This window comes from Acinetobacter sp. AR_0276 (assembly GCF_003000705.1).
GTDB lineage: Bacteria > Pseudomonadota > Gammaproteobacteria > Pseudomonadales > Moraxellaceae > Acinetobacter > Acinetobacter nosocomialis.
Window position 1 is genome coordinate 1812972 of record NZ_PSQO01000004.1, and the last position, 21848, is coordinate 1834819.

Here is a 21848-nt window from a genome sequence, read left to right on the forward strand (position 1 = left end):
GCAGACCTTTTTATTTAATGCCTTATTGCATCATTTTTCGTGCTTGTTCCTGACGGAATGCACGTAAAATTTGTTGCCCTGCCCGTCCTGTTGGATTTAAACCTAAACGGGTTTGCTCCTGACGTATAGCAACACGGGTTTTATCTCCAATCAGTCCATCAACAGCACCAATATCATAACCACGATTAATCAAAAATTGCTGAATCTCACGACGCTCTGCGCGAGAAGTACCAGGGTCATCTGTTGGCCAAGAAGCAACGAATGGTTTCCCACCTTTTAAACGATCAGATAAATGTGCAATTGCAAGTCCATAACTTTCTGCTGCGTTATAGCTATAAATAGCATCAAAATTTTTAAATACTAAAAAGATTGGACCACTTGCTCCTGCAGGCGCCATTAACCCAGCTGGTGTGCTACCAGATAATGCACCTTGAATTAATGGTGTACCATCAATTCGGGTTACCCCACGTGAACTCCAGCTACTCAATGGCTTTTTAGAGCGACGCCCTTCTCCATCAATTGACATACCTGATGGAATTTTGACTTCAAAGCCCCAAGGCATACCAGTTTGCCATCCAGCTTTATTCAAGAAATTAGCCGTAGATGCCAATGCATCTGCTGTGCTAGATACTAAATCACGACGACCATCACCATCAAAATCAACAGCTAAGCGTTCATAAGTTGATGGCATAAACTGTGTATGTCCAAAAGCGCCAGCCCATGAACCTTTAAGTTGATCTTCGGTTAAATCACCGCGTTGCAAAATACGCATAGTGGCAAAAAATTCTGTCCGGAAATAACTTTGCCGGCGCCCTTCACAACTTAATGTTCCAAGTGCCTGCAATAAAGGATATTTTCCAGAAATATCGCCAAAATTACTTTCAACGCCCCACACTGCCACAATTGTTTCAGGCGGTACGCCATAAACTTGAGAGGCACGATTTAAAACATCACGATATTGCGCTAATTTTTGTTTCCCAAGCTCAACACGTTCTTCATCTACAAGACCAGATAAATAGTCCCAAATTGGTGTCGAAAACTCTGGCTGATAATTTAACTTATCAATTACTGAGTAGTCCGGCGTTAAATTTTGTGTATAACGGTCATACGTGCTACCCGAAACACCCGCAGCAATCGCTTGCGAACGTAAATTTGCCAAACAACTCTGAAAATTATTATTAGGCGTGTAAGTATTGCTATTCGTTACAGGAACTGTTGCATTACTAGATATTGTAGAAGTAGAACCATTAATTATCAGCTCTGCTTGAGCCTGAGTCATTGTCAAAAATATAGACCCAACAATACAAGAAAAACGTCGCATATTATCCTAGTTCAATTTTTAAATTTAAATTTGTCTTTACCATACCATTATGGACTCAAAATTTTCAGAGAGAAATCGTAAATTTGAATTCATAATTCCTTCTTTAAATTCATTTCCGGAGTTTTAAATTCAAATTTTGCATCCAGTTTTAAATTTAAAACTTCCAACATCAGATTAATTATTTTTAAATTCAAAAATCGCGTCCATACTTTAAATTCAAAACATCAGTTTAAATTTAAATATTCAAACCATAAACCAACTGTGGATAACTTATAAAACCACACACTAAAACTGCCGAAATCCCTATATTCTCTGTATCTTTCATCATCTTTATACGCTACAAGCCCCTCACCACTCATGGATACATGTTTTAAATTTAAAAGTTAGATATAGTTTTGAATTCAAAATACCACTCAGATAACATGCATCTTTTTAAATTCAAAACGCACATAAGCTAGAGACCCGATTTAAATTCAAACTTTAGGTATTGGGGATAACTTATTTTAAATTCAAAATCAGGACCTTCATTTAAATTTAAAAGCTCAACAAAAGTTATCCACAGTGAGCAAATAACAGGTTTTTAATATTTTTTAAATTTAAAAGACAAAAAAAGCGATCCGAAGATCGCTTTTTTGCAAATTTTAACTGAATTAAATGGTCATATCAGCTGTTAATGCGAGTGGTTCTGGCAAAATTTTCGCTAATTGACGGCATAAATTCGTCAATTCATTACTATCCACAGGCATTAACGTAATGTGGCCTAACTTACGGCCAGCACGTTCTGATTTGTTATAAAGGTGCAGATGAGCGCCATTTAGTGCTAAAACATCTTCAGTTTTAGGATGCTGACCAATAATATTGATCATGACCGTTGGTCGAACAACGTCTGTTGAACCTAATGGTAACCCTGCAACAGCTCGAACATGGTTTTCAAACTGCGAACATACAGCGCCTTCAATTGACCAGTGACCTGAGTTATGCACACGTGGTGCCATCTCATTTGCACATAGGCCTTGTTCTGTCACAAATAGCTCGAGAGTTAACACGCCAACGTAGTTGAGATGATTCAACAAACGCGTAATGTAGTCTTGAGCAACTGGTTGTAGAGCTTCACTGTTCGGTGCAGGCACGATTGAGTGCGACAAAATACCGTTGTGATGGTGGTTTTCAGCTAATGGCCAAGTCTTCACTTCACCATTTTGACCACGTACTGCAATAATCGAAACTTCGCGAGAAAACTTCACAAAGCTTTCAGCAACTAAGCTTTTTGCAGGACCAAGCTCTGCCCAAGCTGTATCAATTTGGTCTTCTGAACGAAGTACAAACTGACCTTTGCCGTCATATCCACCAGTTGCTGTCTTGAGCACAATTGGTAAACCAAGCTCAGCAACAGCTTTTTTTAAGCTTTCTAGGCTGTCTACAGCACGATACGGCGCAACAGGAATCGCAAGTTCATCAAATAATGCTTTTTCTGACAAACGATTTTGTGCAGTTGCTAAAGCAATACGGGGAGGGTGCAATGTTTTGGTTTGTGTTAAAACATCTACGTCCGCAACCGGCGTATTTTCAAACTCAAGACTGAAAACATCAGCACTTTCAATAAACTGCTTTAAACCTTGTTCATCTTGGCTAGAAAAAACTTGGCCTAAAACACCTGCTGGACAATCTGTATTTGCTTCAAAAAAAGTACATTGAATATTTAATGGTAAAGCTGCTTGCGCCATCATACGGCCCAATTGCCCACCACCAAAAATACCGATAGTTTTATCCATTTCAGCCTCTTAAACCTGTCCCGGAATATTGTTGCTTGCAACTTTATCAGTTTGCGCAGCACGGAAATCTGCAACATTTTTTGCAATTTCAGGACGAGTTAAACCTAAGATTTGAGCAGCCATAATCGCAGCATTAGTCGCACCAGCTGGGCCAATTGCCAAAGTACCGACTGCAATACCTGCTGGCATTTGTACGATTGAAAGTAATGAATCTACACCATTTAAAATTGATGATTTAACTGGTACACCCAACACAGGTAAGTCAGTTTTTGCCGCACACATACCCGGTAAATGCGCAGCGCCACCAGCGCCTGCAATAATCACTTGAATACCGCGATCACGCGCAGTTTCTGCGTATTCAAATAAACGGTCTGGCGTACGGTGAGCAGATACCACTTCCGCTTCAAATGGGACACCAAGCTGTTTAAGCATATTGGCAGTATGTTCAAGCGTTGCCCAATCGGACTGGGAACCCATGATAATTCCGACTAAAGGTTGGGTATCTGTTGCGACCGCGTTCATTGGCATTTCCAAAGCGTAAAAATGGTAAAAACTCGACTTGTACCAAGCCAAGCATGAGAGAAAAAGATGAGGCCAATATTATAGCTGTTTTTTCACTCACCCCAAAGCCCAAGTTTATGAGGAAAAAGCGTGAATCCGATGGATTTAACAACGATCTGTCTGAAAACCCAATTTCAAATAATTTTACTGGCTTCTAAATACAAAATAGACACAACCAAACAAGCATAACATGGCCCAAACATAGTCTAATTTAAACGGCTGCTTAAACAGCAACACCATAAATGGTACAAATACAATGAGGGTAACCACTTCTTGGGTAATTTTCATTTCACCCAAAGTCCAGTTTTGATCACTCAAGATTCGAGTTGCTGGAATCATAAAACTATATTCCAGTAGGGCAATAATCCAACCGAATAAAATCGCTTGCCAGAATGGAGCATGGTGCAAAAACTTAAGATGCCCATACCATGCAAGTGTCATAAAACAGTTCGAAATAATTAATAGCACAAAAGCTAAAACCGTTGGGCTCAAAGGCACATCCTTCATCGTCACGATGATTTAAGTATTAATATGGATCAAAAACATTATAAAAGATAAAACTATAATTCAGCTTAAATCTAAAAAATAAAGCTGTACTTTTATGAGTGCCTCAAACACATAGAACAACAACGAATTTTGACTATCTTTTCCAGTTGAGCCTTGCTATCGTTGCTGGCAAATTTATCAATAATGAAAACACAGTAATTCACATTAATACTGTGTACAAAAGCAGTGGAGAAGGCGAGCAATGCATCTGCATATCTTGGGTATTTGTGGCACTTTTATGGGCTCTTTAGCACTTTTAGCTCGTGATTTAGGACATAAGGTAACAGGTTCCGATTCAAATGTTTACCCGCCAATGTCTACCCAGTTAGAAAATGCAGGTATTGAACTCATGCAAGGCTATGACCGTAGTCATTTACAGCCTCATCCAGATTTGGTCATTGTCGGCAACGCTATGAAACGTGGTATTGATGCCGTCGAATACATGCTCAATGAAGGCCTGCCATATATTTCTGGTCCACAGTTCCTTGCTGACCACGTTTTACAAGGCAAACATGTCCTTGGGGTGGCGGGTACTCATGGAAAAACAACCACAACAACCATGTTGGCTTGGGTACTTGATCAGGCTGGTTTAAACCCAGGCTTTTTAATTGGTGGTGTGCCACTTGGTTTTAGTGAAAGTGCTCGTTTAGGCGGTGGCAAATACTTCTGCGTTGAAGCCGACGAATATGACTCAGCTTTCTTCGATAAACGTTCTAAGTTTGTTCATTATCACCCAAAAACGGCGATTTTAAATAACCTTGAATTTGACCATGCCGATATTTTTGATGACCTAGCAGCAATTCAAAAACAGTTCCATCATCTGGTTCGTACTATTCCAAGTGAAGGCCGTATTATTGCTCCAATTACCGAAACTCATATTGATGAAGTACTTGAAATGGGCTGCTGGACACCAGTGATTCGTACAAGTTTAGAAGCAAATGAAAAAGCTGCTTTATCTGCCGAATTAATTTCAATTGATGGCAGCCATTTTAAAGTCCTCGAAAATGGTCATGTTGTTGGTGAAGTGAAATGGAACATGACAGGGCAACACAGCGTAGCAAATGCTTTGGCAACCATTGCAGCCGCTCAACATGTGGGTGTTTCGCTTGAAAAGGCTTGTGACGCTTTATCTAACTTTGGCGGTGTAAAACGCCGTATGGAGTTACTCGGTACAGTGAATGGTATTGAGGTTTATGATGACTTCGCTCACCATCCAACAGCAATTGACACGACTTTGGATGGCGCACGTAAACGTTTAGGCGAACGTCGTTTATGGGCCATTATTGAACCGCGTTCAAATACCATGCGCATGGGTAGCCATAAAGATGGCTTGGCACATTCAGCACGCTTAGCAGATGACGTTATCTGGTACCAGCCAGAAGGTTTAGACTGGGATTTACAACCTGTAATTGAAGCTGCTTCAAACCGTGCTCAAGTCAGCCGTTCACTTGATGAAATTATTGACCGTATTGTCAATGAAGCAGGTGAGGGCGATGCTGTGGTGATTATGTCTAATGGCGGCTTTGGTGGCTTACATCAAAAACTTATAAGCGCATTAAAAGCAAAAGCTGCTTAACTTTCGCTCTAGATGATTCAATAAAAAACGGGTTTCAAATTGAAACCCGTTTTTTTAGTTTAATGGTTTTTAAACCTGCTTTGGCTCTATATCTTCTATAAATTTATTCGAGATGAATAAACGTAAGGTATAGACGATACCCATTGCAAACACGCTATATCCCACGTTATTACAAATGAATGGAATACATAAAATAATAAGCGCGGTAATAGGATAAAACCATTTAGAAATTCCAGCTAAACACTCAAACTCGTATAACATCCAGATACAGGTGGTATAAAGCACCACACTCACAGCAACAATCACACCCATATATAAATCAGAGATATGTGCATGATGGGTCGTGACATCCACGGCGGCGGCAAGCGCAGCACCCACCGCAGCAATACTTACAAAAACAAAATAATGGCCATAACCCCATACAAATGGGCGTACACCTTTAAAATGATGATGCTGTTCACTACGATCAAAGTAAGCCCACCACATTGCGAACATGAGCATCAATCCACCAATCATTAAGAAAACGGCTGGAATATTGATAGATTGAGCCGCAAGCGCATCACGTATGGCATTAAAACTACCTACGATTGATTCGCCCAAAACAATAATAGTGAGGAGAGCATAGCGCTCTACAATATGATGAGGATGCCACGGCGTAGGCGAATGTTTTTCTGCATAGATGGGAACAAATAACTCGAACACAACTAGACATAAAAATAGAGGTATAGAAAGGACATGAGCAAAGTTAGCTACAAGCCAGCCAATTTGTACTAAGACTATACCTATCGCATAGCGGTAAGCCGTAACTCGCCGTTCAGGATCATGTTTTGCTGCTCGGAGCCACTGGGTGACTAAAGCCAAGCGCATAATCACATAGCCCACAATAATGATGTCAAAGTCCTGACTACGAAACACATCAGGTATACCTGCGGCCATCACCAATGAACCTACAATCTGTACAAAAGTAAGGCACCGATACAATGCATCATCATTATCGTAAGCTGAAGCGAACCATGAAAAATTCATCCATGCCCACCACAGTGCAAAAAATACCATCAGGTAGCTTGGCAGAGCATGCCATAGATGATTTTCAATAATCGCATGATGTAACTGCTGACCCGCTGTGGCAATCGCAACCACAAAAATTAAATCGAACAATAATTAAAGGGAGTCGCTGCTCTATGCGGCTGTTTTGGATCTCTTGGAGATAAAGGCCTCAAACTTAATTTTTTCTGTTTTTCTTGAGTAGTCATAAAATTAACGTTCTCGAATAAAGTGCCAACACGTTAACACTTTAATATTAACGTCCAGATCACGCATTAAAAATTATTCAGGTCTGATGATTAATCTTTACTCATCAATAAACTATATTTCATTTTTGTGACAATTCTTTATCAAGACAATAGGCTTAATTCTTTATCATAGCCCACGTTTTATTGTTCTCGTTTGGAATATGAATGTCTTTAGAACCACTCAACCTTAGCTTATTCCATGTCATCAATGGTGCTCAGGATGCGAGTCAATTTATCATTCGTCTTGCTATCTTTTTTGCTAATGATCTCCTGTATATTCTTTTATTCATACTTACATTTTTATGGTTTTATGGCGATCAAGATTTAAAAAATAGGGTCATTAAATCTGTCTTTTTAACCTGCATATCACTTTTGGTGGGTTATATTATTTCTCTGTTTTATCACCATCCAAGACCGTTTGTGATGGGTGTGGGCACCACGTTTATTGAACATGCACCAACAGCGTCTTTTCCAAGTAATCATATGCTAATTTTTAGCACCATCTCGCTATCTTATTTGTTTGCTCAGCGCAAAATAATTGGAATGATTCTTTTATTTTTGTCATTTGTGGTGGCGTGGTCACGTATTTATTTAGGTGTGCATTTCCCTTTAGATATGTTGGGTGCTTTTATTGTCGCGCTATTGGTCAATACAGCAGGTTATTACTTTTGGAATGCTTACGGTACAAGTTTGACCGCATTCTTTATTCACCTTTACCAGATTATATGTAAACCACTTTTAGATCGTGGTTTGATTAAATAATCCATAGAACTTTTGGTATTCACGCTACGACATTAAGTTCAGTTGCGTAATACAAAAAAATCTGCCATTCTATGTGAAATTGGATAGGTTTTATCCAATACAGAATTTAGTTTGACAAGGGGAGTAGCCTCCTCCAAACATAACAGCAATGTTATGTGTCAGATATCGTCAATACACTTTTATTAAAAAGTCGGTATCTGAGCATCGTGAAATTCATGATGTAGGCAAGACCTTGATCATGTTGATACAGATGTTTAATTCATCTGGCAACTGGTCGAGGTTTTTTTATGCCCAATTGCCGGATGTAGGGAGGATTTATGGAAACAATCGGCAATTTATGGCTGTACGTAGCATTCTTTGGCATAGTCATTGTCATGCTCCTAATTGATTTCTTGGGCTTTAAACAAAAGCAGGGCCAGGATGTCTCAATTAAGCAAGCTGCCTACTGGAGTGTGGCGTGGGTAAGCGTCGCGGTCTTATTTGGTGGCGGTTTATGGCTTTATCTTCAACAAACGGTTGGGGTGATCTTAGCAAACCAAAAAACCATGGAATACTTTGCAGGTTACTTACTTGAAAAGTCCCTCGCGATTGACAACGTTTTCGTCTGGTTAATGATTTTTGCGGCATTTGCTATTCCAGCGGCACTACAACGTAAAATTTTGCTCTACGGCGTATTAGGCGCAATCGTACTGCGTACTCTCTTTATTTTCATTGGTGCATGGTTCGTTCAAGAGTTCTCTTGGGTGCTTTATATTTTCGGTGCGTTCTTGGTATATACAGGCTTCAAGTTCTTAAAAGGCCAAGAAGAAGAAACCAATATCGAAGATATCAAAGTTTTAAAGTGGCTACGTAAGCACATGCGTATTACGCCGCAGCTTGAAGGTGACAAATTCTTTGTACGTCAAAATGGTTTATTGTGGGCAACGCCGTTATTTCTAGTTTTAATTTTAGTTGAAGCTTCAGACGTAATTTTCGCGGTAGACTCTATTCCTGCTATTTTCGCGGTAACGAGTGATCCATTTATTGTTTTAACGGCAAACTTAATGGCAATTTTAGGTTTACGCGCAATGTTCTTCTTACTTGCTGGCGCTGCTTCTAAACTGCATTATTTACCGTATGGCTTAGGCATTATCTTATTGTTCATTGGTGCAAAAATGTTGTTGCTTGATGTATTCCATATGCCAATCTGGATCTCGTTAAGCTTTATTGTCATAGTATTAGCAATCACTGCTTACCTCTCTTTACGACACAATAAGCGACACATCTCATAGAATCTTTACTTACATAATATTAAAGGGCTTTCATAGAAAGCCCTTTTTAAATTAGGAATTGACTATTTTTAATTTTGGCCATTGTTGTAACCAATTTTTGCTTTCTACACGATTTTTGAAAGTCTGATAACTAACTAGAGCTGAATTCCAACGTAAATTCAATTCAAATAAATCTGATAAGCCAAAAGGTGCAATTATTTCTAAATTACCGAATGTGTCGAAACGTATTGCTATAGCTGTTGCTGTTTCTGACCATAATGATAATGCTTCCTCAATCGAAGTTAATGGTTGAATTTTTTCACCATTATCTTTACGGTACCATGTATGTACCAAAGCCTGATTAACAACATCCCAATCTTGATTTGGAAATTTGCTTTTTAAATCACTTTGCAACTTTTTTTGATAACTATCATCATATTCATTAGCATTATAATAAATCACATCCATATCACTTGTATTTAAATCATAAGTTTTGCCATGTAAATATGACCAAACAGTGTTTCTCACCGCACCAGCACTTAAATAAACTTTTGGATGCAATTGAGAAATGATAGCTAATATCTTTAATAAACAAGGAGATTTCATCACCAAATCAATAAAATCTTGTTGATAATTATTATATATATTTGTCATATTTTGAAAAATGCTAAAGACATCCACCATGTAATAGTACATAGAAGCTCTGTACTTTAAAAGCGCTGATCAATATCATATGCCAACTAAAAATTTATCTTTCCTAATCAGAAACATAATAGATAACAGCAATTCGGTATTTCATGCCGAACATATTTATTAAAATGTGTGGAGTCTCATGCGTTCTAAAAAAATTAATCTTGTCGTGGTCCCTTTATTACTCACGGCATGTAGCCATAAAGATGGTCCTTTAGTACAAGATGTATATAACAACCAATATGACTGTGCTCGCGACTGGAATAACGAAACATGTAAACAAGAAAATAGCTCAAGTGGACATGGTTCTAGCTATGTTGGTAGCCGCTATTTAGGTCCCGCGTATTATCGAAACAATCGGGAAGTTTCTTATCACGGCAATACCTTACATCCTTACAGCAATTTGAGTGTAGGTCACCCCATTATTTCAAGTACGGCGAAAAGCGCATCTTCTTCATCCCCAATTCGTGGTGGTTTTGGTCGTAGCGGCTTCTCTTTCGGCGGCTAACTCCTCAGGCATTCACTGAATATGAAAAGAAAAATATTTACTCCACGTCCAGACTGGCAAGTGGAGCATCAACATATTGGTTTCGATTATTTTAATTTACCTTCTCTCGATGGCTCAATTTACTGGTCTGAAGGGGTTGCTTATGAATTTACGCTTAAGCAGATTGAACAACTTGAAGATGCAGCAAATGAACTGCATCAGATGTGTTTATCGATAGTAGGAGATCTCATTCAACGGGGTGACTATCCTGCTTACTTTCAAATTCCCGAAACCGCTATAAGCCATATTGAATACTCATGGAAACAAAATGCTCCGATGCTGTATGGCCGTTTTGATTTCGCTTACGATGGGCGAAATATCAAAATGCTGGAATATAACGCCGACACACCGACTGGCTTACTTGAAGCTTCTGTAGCGCAGTGGCTGTGGATAGAACAAGTCTCGGGCATTGCAAACCGGGACCAGTTCAATAGCATTCATGAAGACCTGATTAAACGCTGGAAGACAATTTTACCGCGTGGTAGCCACGTGCATTTTGCTGCCAGTCAGGAAGCGGGAAGGGAAGACTGGGGCAATTTAGAGTACTTGATGGATACCGCTTATCAAGCTCATCTACAAGTTTCCGAGCTTTCTATGGAGAACATAGGCTGGAATGGGCAAGATTTTGTTGACCTTCATAACCAACCCATTCAAAACATATTTAAACTCTATCCATGGGAATGGATCTGGGAAGAAGCATTTTCTCAATATATTCACCCACAAACACAATGGATTGAACCTTGCTGGAAAATGCTACTTTCAAATAAAGCAATTCTGGTTGAGCTTTGGAAGCGTTATCCAAACCATCCATTATTGGTCGAAACCCATACCTATGACCCGCAACAAGCTTTGTCTGGCAAATGGGTGAAAAAGCCGATTTTGGCAAGGGAAGGTGCCAATATTCGGGTTTTACAAGACGGCCATGACCAAGGTGCAGCTTCTGGTAGCTTTTATTTTGATGACTATGACAAATATGGTTATGTCGTACAGAAATGGGTAGATACCCCATTATTTTCAGGACAACTGCCTACACTCGGTTTATGGATGGTCGGACATCAATGTGCCGGCATGTCTATTCGTGAAGATTGCTATGACATTATTGGTAATGACGCCCATTTTGCAGCGCATTATTTTGTCGATTAATAAACACCTAGACAGATATAAAAAAGCACTTTTTAGGTGCTTTTTTATTGTGCCCTCAACGCAATCAATCAGTGCATTCTAAGTACATAGCGAATAATAAACTTTAGCTTTTAAAGCTAAATTAGAACAAAAATTCAAAAAAAATATTAATTAACCACATGTATTTTAAAATTTTTATCTAATTTATTTTCTTAAAAGTCAATATTGGCAAGCTCTTTGCATCTCCAAAAAAGAAAAAAGCCTAGATTTTAGGGGCTCGTGAGAGCCCTGATTTTTTTAAGGAGTGATGCCATGAATGCGATTCCAACTTTAACACCCCTTGCCATGCCATGTAACAGCAGTTTTGATGCAAAAGATTGGGAAATTTTATCGAGCCATTGGTATCCGGTAGCGCGTATTCAAGATGTCTCTACTGCGCCTCAACGAGTCACACTACTAGACGTCAATATGGCACTCTACCAGACAGAAAGTGGTGAAATTCATCTGGTCCGAGATATTTGTCCCCATCGTGGCGTGCCTTTAACCAAAGGTTGGGTTGATGGTGAGGAGATTGTGTGTCCTTATCACGGTCTACGTTACAACACCGAAGGGAAATGTACCCAAATACCAGCTCAACCTGAGCTAACCAAAATTTCTGATCGTTTTTCTCTAACTAAATTTCCGGTTGTGCAAAGATACGGTCTCATTTGGACCAGTATTCATGGTCGTGATATTACTCAAGCCAATATTCCTGTATTAGATACTTGGGATGATGCAGAGCATCAAGCAATTTTGCCACCTTTTGTGGATATTGGTGGCTCTAGCGGTCGTCAGCTTGAAGGGTTTATCGATGTCGCTCATTTTGCATGGGTGCATCACAACGCCTTTGCGAATCGTGATAATCCCATCGTCCCTAAATATCACACTGAACGTACCAACTACGGCTTAAAAACGGTCTATATCAGCAATGTCAGTAATTATCCGCATGAGCTAAAACATCTCGAACCAGAAGGCTTTTTGTGGAAGCGTACTTTTGAGGTTTATCCGCCATTTTCTGCCGTGCTTACTGTCAATTTCCCAGAAAGTGGAGTCTTAAAAATTTTGAACGTCTGTTGTCCTATCTCAAGTAATAAGACCCGTTTATTTGTTCCACTCACACGTAACTTTGACCAAACAGGTGATTTAGAAAAAGTATATGCATTTAATGCGCAAATTTTTGCCGAAGACCAAGACATGGTCGAATCACAAAAACCAGAAGAACTACCGCTCGATCTAATGATGGAAGCACATTTTGAAGCAGACCGTTCATCAACGACTTATCGACGGATTTTGGCTGAATGGGGACTAAGTAAACGTTATACCGTTTAAATCTTGGCTAACTGGGGTACAATCAATCGAAAAAAGTGAAAATATATAGGCTATCCATGTCATTGATCGCAAATACCACCGTTGTGCGTGGTCGTTTTTTAGATATTCAACAAACTGTCTCTGAGCCAACTGATATTCCAAATCAAGTACGTTATTTGGAAGATGGTGTATTGATTAGTGAACATGGAAAGATCAAATGGTTTGGTGCATGGGAAGATGCAGAGCAGCATCTACCTGCTGGAGTTGAGGTTCAACATTATCCAGAACAATTGATTGTACCTGGCTTTATTGATACGCATATTCACTTCCCGCAAACCGAAATGGTTGGAGCTTACGGCGAACAACTTTTAAGCTGGCTCAACACCTATACGTTCCCAACCGAAATCCAGTTTCAAGACAAAGCATATGCAAGCGAAATTGCCCAGTTCTTTATTCAGGAACTCTTAAAACACGGCACAACCACAGCACTGGTGTTCTGTACTGTTCATCCCGAGTCTGTTGATGCCTTATTTGAAGCCGCAGAGCGCGTTCAGATGCGTTTAATTGCCGGTAAGGTACTCATGGACCGTAATGCCCCTGAAGCGCTGTGTGACACGCCAGAAACAGCTTACAGCGATACTAAAGCACTCATTAAAAAATGGCATGGTAAAGGCCGTGCTCTGTATGCGATTACGCCACGATTTGCACCGACTTCTACACCTGAGCAATTAGAAAGAGCAGGGCAGCTAAAACAAGAATTTCCAGATGTTTATGTCCATACACATTTAAGTGAAAACAAAGATGAAATCGCTTGGGTGAAATCTTTATTTCCGGAACAAGCTGGCTATTTAGATGTTTATCAACACTATGGCCTAACTGGTAAACGTTCTGTGTTTGCGCATTGTGTTCACTTAGAAGATGAAGAATGGCAATGTATGCATGATACACAATCGGCTATCGCATTTTGCCCAACTTCAAATCTTTTCTTAGGTAGTGGTTTATTCCCATTGAAAAAAACTTGGGAAAAGCAAGTCAAAGTAGGTTTGGGGACAGACATTGGTGCAGGTACTTCGTTTAGCTTACTGCAAACTGTTAACGAAGCTTATAAGGTTCAGCAATTACAAGGTGATAAACTTTCAGCTTATGAAGCGCTTTATCATGCAACCCTAGGCGGAGCAAAAGCACTCGATTTGCAGGATCAGTTAGGCAACTTCAACGTCGGTAAAGAAGCAGACTTTGTGGTACTCAACCTAAAGCCAACAGCATTACAGGAACTTCGCCAGTCTAAATCTAAGTCTGTTGAAGATTCGCTGTTTGCATTATTCACTTTAGGTGATGACCGTAATATTGAGGCGACTTATATTTATGGAAACCGTGCTTATCAAAAAGAAACAGCCAAATAAAAAAGGCATTGTTAAGTTTTTGTTATTATTTGGAATATGTGCTATTGCGTTAAAGCGTGATCGACATAATCCGCAAAATGATAAAATTTCACAGCCATCAAAGGGTGCATGAAACGTCATTTTGCTTTAAAATTTTACCATTAACTCAGATTTTCGAGGTGTTGCAGGTCAACACCTTTTTTATTTTTTCTTTTATATCTTGTAGGAATCTGCCATGACTGTTGCAATGAGCATCATGATTTCAACCGAAGAAATTCAAGCAAAAGTCAAAGAGCTCGGCGAGCAAATCAATTCTCATTATGCAAATAGTGACAAAGAATTGGTTCTGATTGGTCTACTTCGTGGTTCTGTTATTTTCATGGCAGACTTATGCCGTACCATTACCAAACCGCACGAACTCGATTTCATGACAGTGTCTAGTTACGGCGGCGGTACCACTTCAAGTCGAGACGTTAAAATCTTAAAAGATCTTGACGGTGAAATTCGTGGTAAAGATGTGCTGGTGGTTGAAGATATTATTGACTCTGGCAACACCTTAAGCAAAGTTGTGGAAATGTTGCAAACTCGCGAACCAAATTCGATTCAATTATGCACATTAGTGAGTAAACCATCACGCCGTGAAATTGATCTCGAAGTTAAGTTTTTAGGTTTTGAAGTTGAAGATCGGTTTATTGTAGGCTATGGCTTAGACTACGACCAGAAATATCGTCACTTGCCATTTATTGGTGAGATTGGTTTATAAATTTCATAAAAATGGCACCATAAGGTGCTATTTTTTTATATAACGTTTTAGCTTTGAACAAAAAAGACACAAAAAGTCGCAATCTGCTACAGACAAAACAGTTGGCTCTGTCGCACGATAGAATATGAAGCAAAATCATTAACTTCATCAAAAAAACAACTGGAGAACAAATATGTGGTCACTTATTGTTGCTATTGTGGTTGGTTTCTTCGCAGGCTTAATTGCACGTGCTTTACATCCTGGTGATGATAAAGCAGGTTTTATCGTTACTACTTTAATTGGTATCGCAGGTTCACTTTTAGCCACTTATGGTGGTCGTTTACTTGGTCTTTACGGAGAAAATTCAGCTGCGGGCTTTATCGCTTCCGTAATTGGTGCAGTCATCATTTTGTTTATTTACAACTTGATTGTACGAAAAAGCTAAACTTCAGTTCATTCATAAAAAAAGCACCTAATGGTGCTTTTTTTATTTACAGGCCTAGCTCTTTCCAAACTTCCTGAATTTCTTCAGCAGACCTTGCACCTACTAGTTTAAAACCGTTTGCAAAAATTAGGGTAGGAGTAGCATTAAAACCTAATTTTCTTCCAAGTTCCAAGTTCCGATCAATTGGGTTTGCGCAGCTCGCAACTGTTGGTTTTACACCTTGTTCAATCAGTTTCTTCCAAGAGTATGACTGGCTCGGTGCACACCAAACTTGTCTAGAAACCACAATAGACTGAGGTTTTAAAGGGTAAATAAACGTGTAAATTGTTACATCTTTAAGTTTATCGAGTTCAGGTTCAAGTTTTTTACAATAAGGGCAATTCGGATCGGAGAATACCGCTAAAACATGCTGACCATTACCTTTGACCGTTTTAATGGCATCTTTTAAAGGTAATTGCTTCCAATCAATTGAGTTTTGTCCTAGAACTAAGTCTTTGGTTAAATTCTTCTGGTCCTTTAAGCGGATCATAGAGCCTACCAGCATATGCTGACCATCTTCACCAAGATAAATGATTTGTTGATCTAGATTGGCGCTATATAACCCAGGCATTTCGGTTTTCTGAATATTGCTAATTTTTAAATTAGGATATTGTTTTTTAATATTTTCCCGAACTGTATCTACATTAGCGAAACTCAAACTTGTTGTTAGACTAAATAATGCCAATATTCCTAATTTTTTAAGCATAAAACCGACTCGAGGACAGGAGAGTGAACATTTTAGTCAGTTCCGTTAATGAAAACAGAACTGATTACCGAGATATAACCAAACTTCTACCCAGTTATGCTAATGTTTCACGTGGAACATAAATAGGTTTTAAAGTATTAATTTCTACCGATATATGCACGATTTCATCATGAATCGATAAAGCATGACGAATCTGGTCTGCATTCAAAGAAATATCATCAGTTTCTAGCGCTAAAATACAAGAAAATTTACCTTTCGCGACTTTCCAGACATGAATATCTGTAATTTCAACATGTTTTGGAAATTCGGCTATTACTTCCCGAATTTCTTCAACTACTGGATGATCCATTTCAGCATCTAGAAGAGTTTTTCCTGTCTCTTTCATTAAACCAAATGACCACTTTGCAACTAAAATAGCACCTAAAATCCCTAAAAGGGCATCTAAAAAATCCCATCCAAAATATTTACCTGCGAAAAGCGCAACAATTGCAAAAACAGAAGTTACAGCGTCTGCAACCACATGTAAAAATGCAGCTTTTTGGTTCAAATCATGGTGATGAGGCCGATGCTCATGCTCATGCTCATGCTCATGCTCATGCTGATGGTGATGGTGATGGTGATGGTGATGGTGATGGTGATGGTGATGGTGATGGTGACCATCATCATGAAGTAACCAGGCACAAATCAAGTTAATAACTAAACCTAAAATTGCAATTGGAATAGCTTCATTATAAAAAATTTCCACCGGGTTAAATAAACGTTGAACTGACTGAAAAGCCATAAAAATAGCCACAACCATCAGCAAAATTGCGCTGCTATAGCCGGCTAAAATCTCAATCTTCCACGTCCCAAAACTAAAACGATGGTCTTTTGAATAATATTGAGCTGCACGATAGGCAAAGTAAGCTAAACCAAGGGCCAACATATGTGAACTCATATGCCAACCGTCGGCCAATAGTGCCATTGAATTGAAGAACCATCCACCAAATACTTCCAGTACCATCATGGACGCCGTTAAAATGGTTGCAATCAAAATCCGTTTTTGTGCTAAGGGATTTCCTTCATCAAACTGATGTTGATGATGACGTGATACACTATGATCCTGCATAAAATTTAAACCCAATATACTCCCTACCAGTATATTAAATTCTACAAGAGAAAACAGATGAGTCACATTGGTCAGGATAAAAAAATTCTTAATCGTGTAAAACGGTTAAAAGGACAAATCAACAGCATTGAAAATGCGATAGAACAAGCAGAATCTTCATGTATCGATATTTTGCAGCAAGTTGCAGCCATAAAAGGTGCTATAAACGGTTTAATGAGTGAATTAATGGAACAGCACTTACATCATCATGTGCTTAAAGGTGCAGAAATCGATCAAAATGAGCTAGAAGAATTTTTAAAAGTTTTAAAAAGATATGGCTAAAAGAAAGTTCTGGATGACACAACAATATGTATCATCCAGATTATTTAAAATTATTTTCCAATGCAGAAAGAACCGAAGATTTTGCCTAATAGATCATCGGCACTAAAGTCTCCAGTAATTTCACCTAAAGCATTTTGAGCAAGACGTAGTGATTCAGCAACGAGTTCACCAGCGTTAAATACAACAAGTTGCTCACGTGCCTCTGCCAAATAGAGCTGAGTGCGCTTCATTGCGTCTAAATGACGAGTTCTCGCAATAAATGTATCTTCCTCAGGGTGAAAGCCTGCATGCGCTGTAATCGCATCTACGAGGCCTTGTACACCCATCTCTTGTTTTGCTGAAACTGTAATATGACGGAATCCTTGATAATCGCCTATTTCGGCAGATTGACCAGTTAAATCACATTTATTGCCGATTAATATGAGACGACGCGGTTCAATATGTTCAGCAAAGTATTCTTGAGCAAGTTGTAATGGGTCATCACCTTGATTTAAATCGTAGACCAATAACAGCAAATCGGCCTGCTCAATTTCTTTGATTGCACGGCGAATACCTTCTTTCTCGACCACATCTCCAGTTTCACGAAGACCTGCTGTATCAGTTAAGGTAATTGGTAAACCATTTAAGCTAATTTTTTCATGCAAAACATCACGAGTCGTACCAGCAATGTCCGTTACAATCGCTCGTTCTACACCAGCAAGCGCATTTAACAAGCTCGATTTACCGGCATTTGGTTTACCCGCAATAACAACCTGTAGACCTTCACGGAGTAATTGTCCTTGTCGTGCAGAAGTTTGAACGGCATGCACCGACTGTTTAACATCTTCCAGTAAAGCTAAAATTTTGCCATCAGCCAAAAAATCAATTTCTTCTTCTGGAAAATCAATCGCAGCTTCTACGTGCAAACGTAAATGAATCAGTTTTTCTAAAACTGTATTAATTTTTGTTGAAAATGCACCTTGCAGAGAACGAACTGCCGAACGAGCCGCAGCTTGAGAGGTGGCATCAATTAAATCGGCAATAGCTTCCGCTTGTACCAAATCCATTTTGCCATTTTCAAAAGCTCGCATGGAGAATTCCCCAGCTTTCGCAGCAATTGCACCTAGCTCAAATAAACGGCCAAGGAGAGCATTTTGAATGATGGGACCGCCGTGCCCCTGTAATTCGACAACATCTTCACCAGTAAACGAATGCGGATTTGGAAAGCATAGGACAATGCCTTCATCCATAATGCTTCCATCAGCATCATAAAACTTACGAAAACCTGCCATACGCGCTTCAGGCAAGTTTTTTTGTGTCAGATTCTGAGCAATATCATAGGCCTTAGGTCCAGATAAGCGAATCACGCCCACTCCACCACGCCCTGGTGGCGTTGCAATTGCAGCAATTGTGGTTTGACTTTGCATATTATTCACCTAAAAAACCTAAAATACAGCCAAAGAAAAATCCGCCTAAGATTACCATCTTAAGCGGATTGATTCAGCAAAAGTTCAACGATTAAGATGCTGATTCAGTCTTGTTTAGACGACTTTTCTCAACACTCTTGTTAATAAACCATTGCTGTAAAATAGTAATACTGTTGTTCACAATCCAGTACAACACTAGACCCGCAGGGAAGAACAACATAAATACCGTGAACATAATCGGCATAATGCGGAATACTTTCGCTTGCATTGGATCAGCTGGTTGCGGGTTCAACATTTGCTGAGCAAACATTGTCGCACCCATAATTAACGGCAAGATGAACCAAGGATCCATTGCAGATAAGTCTTGAATCCAGCCTAACCATGGTGCATGACGTAATTCCACACTTTCCATGAGTACCCAGTACAACGCAAGGAAAATTGGCATTTGTAGCAATAACGGCAAACAACCAGACAATGGGTTCACTTGTTCACGTTTATAAAGCGCCATCATTTCTTGCGAGAAGCGCATACGGTCTTCACCGAACTCTTCTTTCATGCGTTGCATTTCTGGTGCAATCACACGCATTTTCGCCATAGAACGATAACTTTTTGAAGATAAAGGCCACAAGATCATCTTCACCATAATGGTAAGTAAGATGATTGACCATCCCCAGTTGCCTACAATGCTATGGAAGAATTGAAGACCTAAGAACAATAACTTCGCAATTGGCCATAACCAACCATAGTCCACAGTCTGGTTCAGACCGACAGCTAAATCTTTTAATTCAGATTGTACTTTAGGACCTGAATAAAGCTTTGCATCTACTTCCATTGAAGTGCCAGCTGGAACATTAATTACTGGCGAAGTAAAGCCAATAATATTCATATGATCCGCAGACTGACGTGATTCAAGCTTAGCAACATAAGGCTGACCATTTGCTTGAGTCAGTTTAAGGTTTCCTGGAATCCAAGCACTTACAAAATAGTGCTGAACAATCGCAACCCACCCACCTTTAGCATCAGCATTTAATTTTTCTTCTGAGAAATTAGCAAACTTAAGCTTGTTATAGTGTGAATCAGGCGTACCCCAAGCTCCCCCTAAGAACGTCCCTAGAGTAAAAATACCTTGAGAAGACTTACCAGGATCCTCAGAGTTATCACGCTTTAACTGTCCAAACATCTGACCTTGCCAGTTTTGTTGGCTACGGTTAATCACTTGATGGCTTACAACAATCGGGTATTGACCTTGGGTAAAGGTGAAAGTTTTAATAATTTCAACGCCTTCTGGTGTTTTAAATACCATTGGTACGCTTAAAACTTTTTCAGACTGTCCCTTTTGATCCTGCACACCCTTAGCATCAGCCAAAGTATATGATGTTTTTTCAACCGCATATAACGGACGACCACCACGACTACTATCTGGTCCATTCAAACCAATTAAGCCAGACTGAGCAACATATGTACGCTTGGCATCATTTTCAAGCATAACAAAAGGTTGATTACTGTCTTTGCTTTTGTCGTGAGAGAGTAATTCAATACGAACAATATCACCACCTTTTGGATTAATCCAAAGATGATAAAGGTCAGTTTGTACTGAAATAAGCTGTTGATTCACAGGTGCTGTCGCATCTGTGGTTTGTGACTGCGCAATATTTGCTTGTGGCACATCGGAAGCCACTGTTGCAGTTTTAGCATTTGGCAAATCAGCAGATATTTCATGTGAACTTACAGCCGCCGCTTGTTGTTGCGGTGCAGTTGCAGCATTTCCATAATCTTTTTGCCAAGCCAAAATGAGCAAATATGCGGTGACAAACATGGCCCCGAGAATTGCAAACCTGGCCCATTGTTGCATATCTATTACCCCAAATGGTTAGAGAGATTTTGCTTCATTAAACGATCACGAAAGGGTACAGCAACATGATGCGTTTGAGAATCTATTTGATGAAACGAAATAAAACGAATTGCTTTTGGCGGTACCGGATCATATCCGGAGCCTCCCCATGGATGACATCTGCAAATACGTTTAGAAGATAGCCAAACGCCTTTGATTGCACCATGAGTTTGTAATGCTTCTATCGCATATTGGGAACAAGTTGGGATATAACGACAACGGGGTCCAAGAAGCGGACTAATCGCAATTTGATACAGTCGAATGAACCAACGCAAAATACGAACCATTGGTCATCTCTTAATTTTGCGAGGTTGGGACAACTTTAGAATGTTTTTTTGCCAAGCGTTGTAATTTTTGCCAAGCAAAATCTAATTGTTGATATAGCTCAGCGTTCGTAATCGTTTCTATACCAACTTTAGGCATTACAACAACATCTATGTCTAACCCAAATTTCGGCTGATTTAGACGAAAGCTCTCACGAGCAAGACGCTTTATTCGATTTCTTTCATGCGCACGGCGCACTTTTTTCTTAGCAACAACAATACCCAAACGGCTATTAGGCTGTTCGGTGAATTTTGCAAGAAATAAAAAATGGGGTTGATGCACTTTAAAAAGCGCACCATCAAATACACTTTTATAATCTGCAGCACAGCGTACACGACGATCTGTGCTAAAACTGTAAAGTGCCATCACACCCAAGTCTGGTCAGCGTAACAGTAATTAAACAGTTAAGCTATGACGACCTTTTGCACGACGACGAGCTAATACTTGACGACCAGCTTTAGTTGCCATACGAGCACGGAAACCATGAACGCGTTTACGCTTTAATTCAGATGGTTGGAAAGTACGTTTCATATCGAAACTCCCAAAAATGATCTTTCTATAAAGGTCCGCGATTTTATTGTGCAATGTTTACTCTGTCAATGATAAACAGAGAAAGTTTTGTATTTAAGTCAAATTTTTAGTTCTTCATCCTCTCTTTATATTAAGTCAATTTTTATCATTTAAAAGTTATACACAAA

General features: G+C 39.4%; 22 protein-coding genes and 1 pseudogene. 10 read left to right on the forward strand and 13 right to left on the reverse strand.

Features of this window, described 5'->3' with window-relative positions:
• Positions 1-22: 22 nt before the first annotated feature.
• From CSB87_RS09490 to CSB87_RS09510, 4 genes are all read right to left on the reverse strand, one after another.
• Positions 23-1321 carry a lytic murein transglycosylase gene (locus CSB87_RS09490; RefSeq protein ID WP_004711242.1) on the reverse strand — a complete coding sequence of 433 codons (1299 nt, stop codon included), beginning with the start codon at positions 1319-1321 and terminating at the stop codon, positions 23-25.
• Between the two features lie 650 nt (positions 1322-1971).
• Complete coding sequence (locus CSB87_RS09495; protein WP_004884239.1) at positions 1972-3093, reverse strand: 5-(carboxyamino)imidazole ribonucleotide synthase; 1122 nt, start codon at positions 3091-3093, stop codon at positions 1972-1974.
• Positions 3094-3102: 9 nt separating this feature from the next.
• Entirely contained in the window at positions 3103-3615 is a 513-nt protein-coding gene (gene purE / locus CSB87_RS09500) for a 5-(carboxyamino)imidazole ribonucleotide mutase (RefSeq protein WP_000994663.1), read from the reverse strand.
• Positions 3616-3798: 183 nt separating this feature from the next.
• Complete coding sequence (locus CSB87_RS09510) at positions 3799-4161, reverse strand: DMT family protein (protein ID WP_004711246.1); 363 nt, start codon at positions 4159-4161, stop codon at positions 3799-3801.
• A 241-nt stretch (positions 4162-4402) separates the two neighbouring features.
• On the opposite strand from CSB87_RS09510, the gene mpl reads away from it, so the two are divergent.
• Positions 4403-5776, forward strand: a complete 1374-nt coding sequence (mpl, locus tag CSB87_RS09515; RefSeq protein ID WP_004884241.1) for a UDP-N-acetylmuramate:L-alanyl-gamma-D-glutamyl-meso-diaminopimelate ligase — start codon at positions 4403-4405, stop codon at positions 5774-5776.
• Positions 5777-5845: 69 nt separating this feature from the next.
• On the opposite strand, the pseudogene CSB87_RS09520 reads toward mpl, so the two are convergent.
• A pseudogene (locus CSB87_RS09520) lies at positions 5846-7096 on the reverse strand (low temperature requirement protein A).
• 137 nt (positions 7097-7233) lie between these two features.
• On the opposite strand from CSB87_RS09520, the gene CSB87_RS09525 reads away from it, so the two are divergent.
• A complete protein-coding gene (locus CSB87_RS09525; RefSeq protein ID WP_004884245.1) occupies positions 7234-7830 on the forward strand; it encodes an undecaprenyl-diphosphatase in 597 nt (198 codons plus the stop codon).
• Positions 7831-8147: 317 nt separating this feature from the next.
• Entirely contained in the window at positions 8148-9101 is a 954-nt protein-coding gene (locus CSB87_RS09530; protein WP_004884247.1) for a TerC family protein, read from the forward strand.
• A 51-nt stretch (positions 9102-9152) separates the two neighbouring features.
• Here the strand turns inward: CSB87_RS09530 and CSB87_RS09535 are convergent, their stop codons facing one another.
• Positions 9153-9776 carry a nucleotidyltransferase family protein gene (locus CSB87_RS09535; RefSeq protein ID WP_004884249.1) on the reverse strand — a complete coding sequence of 208 codons (624 nt, stop codon included), beginning with the start codon at positions 9774-9776 and terminating at the stop codon, positions 9153-9155.
• Positions 9777-9912: 136 nt separating this feature from the next.
• Between CSB87_RS09535 and CSB87_RS09540 the strand changes: the two genes are divergently transcribed.
• From CSB87_RS09540 to CSB87_RS09565, 6 genes are all read left to right on the forward strand, one after another.
• Entirely contained in the window at positions 9913-10278 is a 366-nt protein-coding gene (locus tag CSB87_RS09540; RefSeq protein WP_004711255.1) for a hypothetical protein, read from the forward strand.
• Positions 10279-10299: 21 nt separating this feature from the next.
• A complete protein-coding gene (locus CSB87_RS09545) occupies positions 10300-11460 on the forward strand; it encodes a glutathionylspermidine synthase family protein (protein ID WP_004884251.1) in 1161 nt (386 codons plus the stop codon).
• A 291-nt stretch (positions 11461-11751) separates the two neighbouring features.
• Positions 11752-12807 (forward strand): aromatic ring-hydroxylating oxygenase subunit alpha, encoded by a 1056-nt coding sequence (locus CSB87_RS09550; protein WP_004884253.1) that lies wholly within the window; start codon positions 11752-11754, stop codon positions 12805-12807.
• 56 nt (positions 12808-12863) lie between these two features.
• The gene (guaD, locus tag CSB87_RS09555) at positions 12864-14189 is read left to right on the forward strand and encodes a guanine deaminase (protein ID WP_004884255.1); all 1326 of its coding nucleotides are present in this window, start codon (positions 12864-12866) and stop codon (positions 14187-14189) included.
• A gap of 214 nt (positions 14190-14403) precedes the next feature.
• Positions 14404-14931 (forward strand): hypoxanthine phosphoribosyltransferase, encoded by a 528-nt coding sequence (hpt, locus tag CSB87_RS09560; protein WP_002051884.1) that lies wholly within the window; start codon positions 14404-14406, stop codon positions 14929-14931.
• 172 nt (positions 14932-15103) lie between these two features.
• On the forward strand, positions 15104-15355 hold the full coding sequence (locus CSB87_RS09565; protein WP_004884259.1) for a GlsB/YeaQ/YmgE family stress response membrane protein: 252 nt from the start codon (positions 15104-15106) through the stop codon (positions 15353-15355).
• A 46-nt stretch (positions 15356-15401) separates the two neighbouring features.
• Here the strand turns inward: CSB87_RS09565 and CSB87_RS09570 are convergent, their stop codons facing one another.
• Positions 15402-16100: a DsbC family protein gene (locus CSB87_RS09570; RefSeq protein ID WP_004884261.1), complete on the reverse strand. Its 699-nt coding sequence runs from the start codon at positions 16098-16100 to the stop codon at positions 15402-15404.
• 94 nt (positions 16101-16194) lie between these two features.
• The gene (dmeF, locus tag CSB87_RS09575) at positions 16195-17208 is read right to left on the reverse strand and encodes a CDF family Co(II)/Ni(II) efflux transporter DmeF (RefSeq protein WP_032066838.1); all 1014 of its coding nucleotides are present in this window, start codon (positions 17206-17208) and stop codon (positions 16195-16197) included.
• Between the two features lie 57 nt (positions 17209-17265).
• On the opposite strand from dmeF, the gene CSB87_RS09580 reads away from it, so the two are divergent.
• Entirely contained in the window at positions 17266-17529 is a 264-nt protein-coding gene (locus CSB87_RS09580) for a metal/formaldehyde-sensitive transcriptional repressor (protein ID WP_002051959.1), read from the forward strand.
• A 50-nt stretch (positions 17530-17579) separates the two neighbouring features.
• Here the strand turns inward: CSB87_RS09580 and mnmE are convergent, their stop codons facing one another.
• From mnmE to rpmH, 5 genes are all read right to left on the reverse strand, one after another.
• The gene (mnmE, locus tag CSB87_RS09585) at positions 17580-18935 is read right to left on the reverse strand and encodes a tRNA uridine-5-carboxymethylaminomethyl(34) synthesis GTPase MnmE (protein WP_004884265.1); all 1356 of its coding nucleotides are present in this window, start codon (positions 18933-18935) and stop codon (positions 17580-17582) included.
• Between the two features lie 91 nt (positions 18936-19026).
• Positions 19027-20787, reverse strand: coding sequence for a membrane protein insertase YidC (yidC, locus tag CSB87_RS09590; protein WP_004711270.1), 1761 nt, complete (start codon positions 20785-20787; stop codon positions 19027-19029).
• A gap of 5 nt (positions 20788-20792) precedes the next feature.
• Entirely contained in the window at positions 20793-21113 is a 321-nt protein-coding gene (yidD, locus tag CSB87_RS09595) for a membrane protein insertion efficiency factor YidD (RefSeq protein ID WP_002051924.1), read from the reverse strand.
• Positions 21114-21123: 10 nt separating this feature from the next.
• On the reverse strand, positions 21124-21516 hold the full coding sequence (gene rnpA, locus CSB87_RS09600) for a ribonuclease P protein component (RefSeq protein WP_004706196.1): 393 nt from the start codon (positions 21514-21516) through the stop codon (positions 21124-21126).
• Between the two features lie 30 nt (positions 21517-21546).
• The gene (gene rpmH / locus CSB87_RS09605) at positions 21547-21681 is read right to left on the reverse strand and encodes a 50S ribosomal protein L34 (RefSeq protein ID WP_000831329.1); all 135 of its coding nucleotides are present in this window, start codon (positions 21679-21681) and stop codon (positions 21547-21549) included.
• Positions 21682-21848: the final 167 nt, after the last annotated feature.

Bases quoted from the DNA above. Each gene is read 5' to 3' on its own strand.
- CSB87_RS09490 (WP_004711242.1), bottom strand. From the start codon at position 1,321: ATGCGACGTTTTTCTTGTATTGTTGGGTCTATATTTTTGACAATGACT.
- CSB87_RS09495 (WP_004884239.1), bottom strand. From the start codon at position 3,093: ATGGATAAAACTATCGGTATTTTTGGTGGTGGGCAATTGGGCCGTATG.
- purE (WP_000994663.1), bottom strand. From the start codon at position 3,615: ATGAACGCGGTCGCAACAGATACCCAACCTTTAGTCGGAATTATCATG.
- CSB87_RS09510 (WP_004711246.1), bottom strand. From the start codon at position 4,161: ATGAAGGATGTGCCTTTGAGCCCAACGGTTTTAGCTTTTGTGCTATTA.
- mpl (WP_004884241.1), top strand. From the start codon at position 4,403: ATGCATCTGCATATCTTGGGTATTTGTGGCACTTTTATGGGCTCTTTA.
- CSB87_RS09525 (WP_004884245.1), top strand. From the start codon at position 7,234: ATGTCTTTAGAACCACTCAACCTTAGCTTATTCCATGTCATCAATGGT.
- CSB87_RS09530 (WP_004884247.1), top strand. From the start codon at position 8,148: ATGGAAACAATCGGCAATTTATGGCTGTACGTAGCATTCTTTGGCATA.
- CSB87_RS09535 (WP_004884249.1), bottom strand. From the start codon at position 9,776: ATGTACTATTACATGGTGGATGTCTTTAGCATTTTTCAAAATATGACA.
- CSB87_RS09540 (WP_004711255.1), top strand. From the start codon at position 9,913: ATGCGTTCTAAAAAAATTAATCTTGTCGTGGTCCCTTTATTACTCACG.
- CSB87_RS09545 (WP_004884251.1), top strand. From the start codon at position 10,300: ATGAAAAGAAAAATATTTACTCCACGTCCAGACTGGCAAGTGGAGCAT.
- CSB87_RS09550 (WP_004884253.1), top strand. From the start codon at position 11,752: ATGAATGCGATTCCAACTTTAACACCCCTTGCCATGCCATGTAACAGC.
- guaD (WP_004884255.1), top strand. From the start codon at position 12,864: ATGTCATTGATCGCAAATACCACCGTTGTGCGTGGTCGTTTTTTAGAT.
- hpt (WP_002051884.1), top strand. From the start codon at position 14,404: ATGACTGTTGCAATGAGCATCATGATTTCAACCGAAGAAATTCAAGCA.
- CSB87_RS09565 (WP_004884259.1), top strand. From the start codon at position 15,104: ATGTGGTCACTTATTGTTGCTATTGTGGTTGGTTTCTTCGCAGGCTTA.
- CSB87_RS09570 (WP_004884261.1), bottom strand. From the start codon at position 16,100: ATGCTTAAAAAATTAGGAATATTGGCATTATTTAGTCTAACAACAAGT.
- dmeF (WP_032066838.1), bottom strand. From the start codon at position 17,208: ATGCAGGATCATAGTGTATCACGTCATCATCAACATCAGTTTGATGAA.
- CSB87_RS09580 (WP_002051959.1), top strand. From the start codon at position 17,266: ATGAGTCACATTGGTCAGGATAAAAAAATTCTTAATCGTGTAAAACGG.
- mnmE (WP_004884265.1), bottom strand. From the start codon at position 18,935: ATGCAAAGTCAAACCACAATTGCTGCAATTGCAACGCCACCAGGGCGT.
- yidC (WP_004711270.1), bottom strand. From the start codon at position 20,787: ATGCAACAATGGGCCAGGTTTGCAATTCTCGGGGCCATGTTTGTCACC.
- yidD (WP_002051924.1), bottom strand. From the start codon at position 21,113: ATGGTTCGTATTTTGCGTTGGTTCATTCGACTGTATCAAATTGCGATT.
- rnpA (WP_004706196.1), bottom strand. From the start codon at position 21,516: ATGGCACTTTACAGTTTTAGCACAGATCGTCGTGTACGCTGTGCTGCA.
- rpmH (WP_000831329.1), bottom strand. From the start codon at position 21,681: ATGAAACGTACTTTCCAACCATCTGAATTAAAGCGTAAACGCGTTCAT.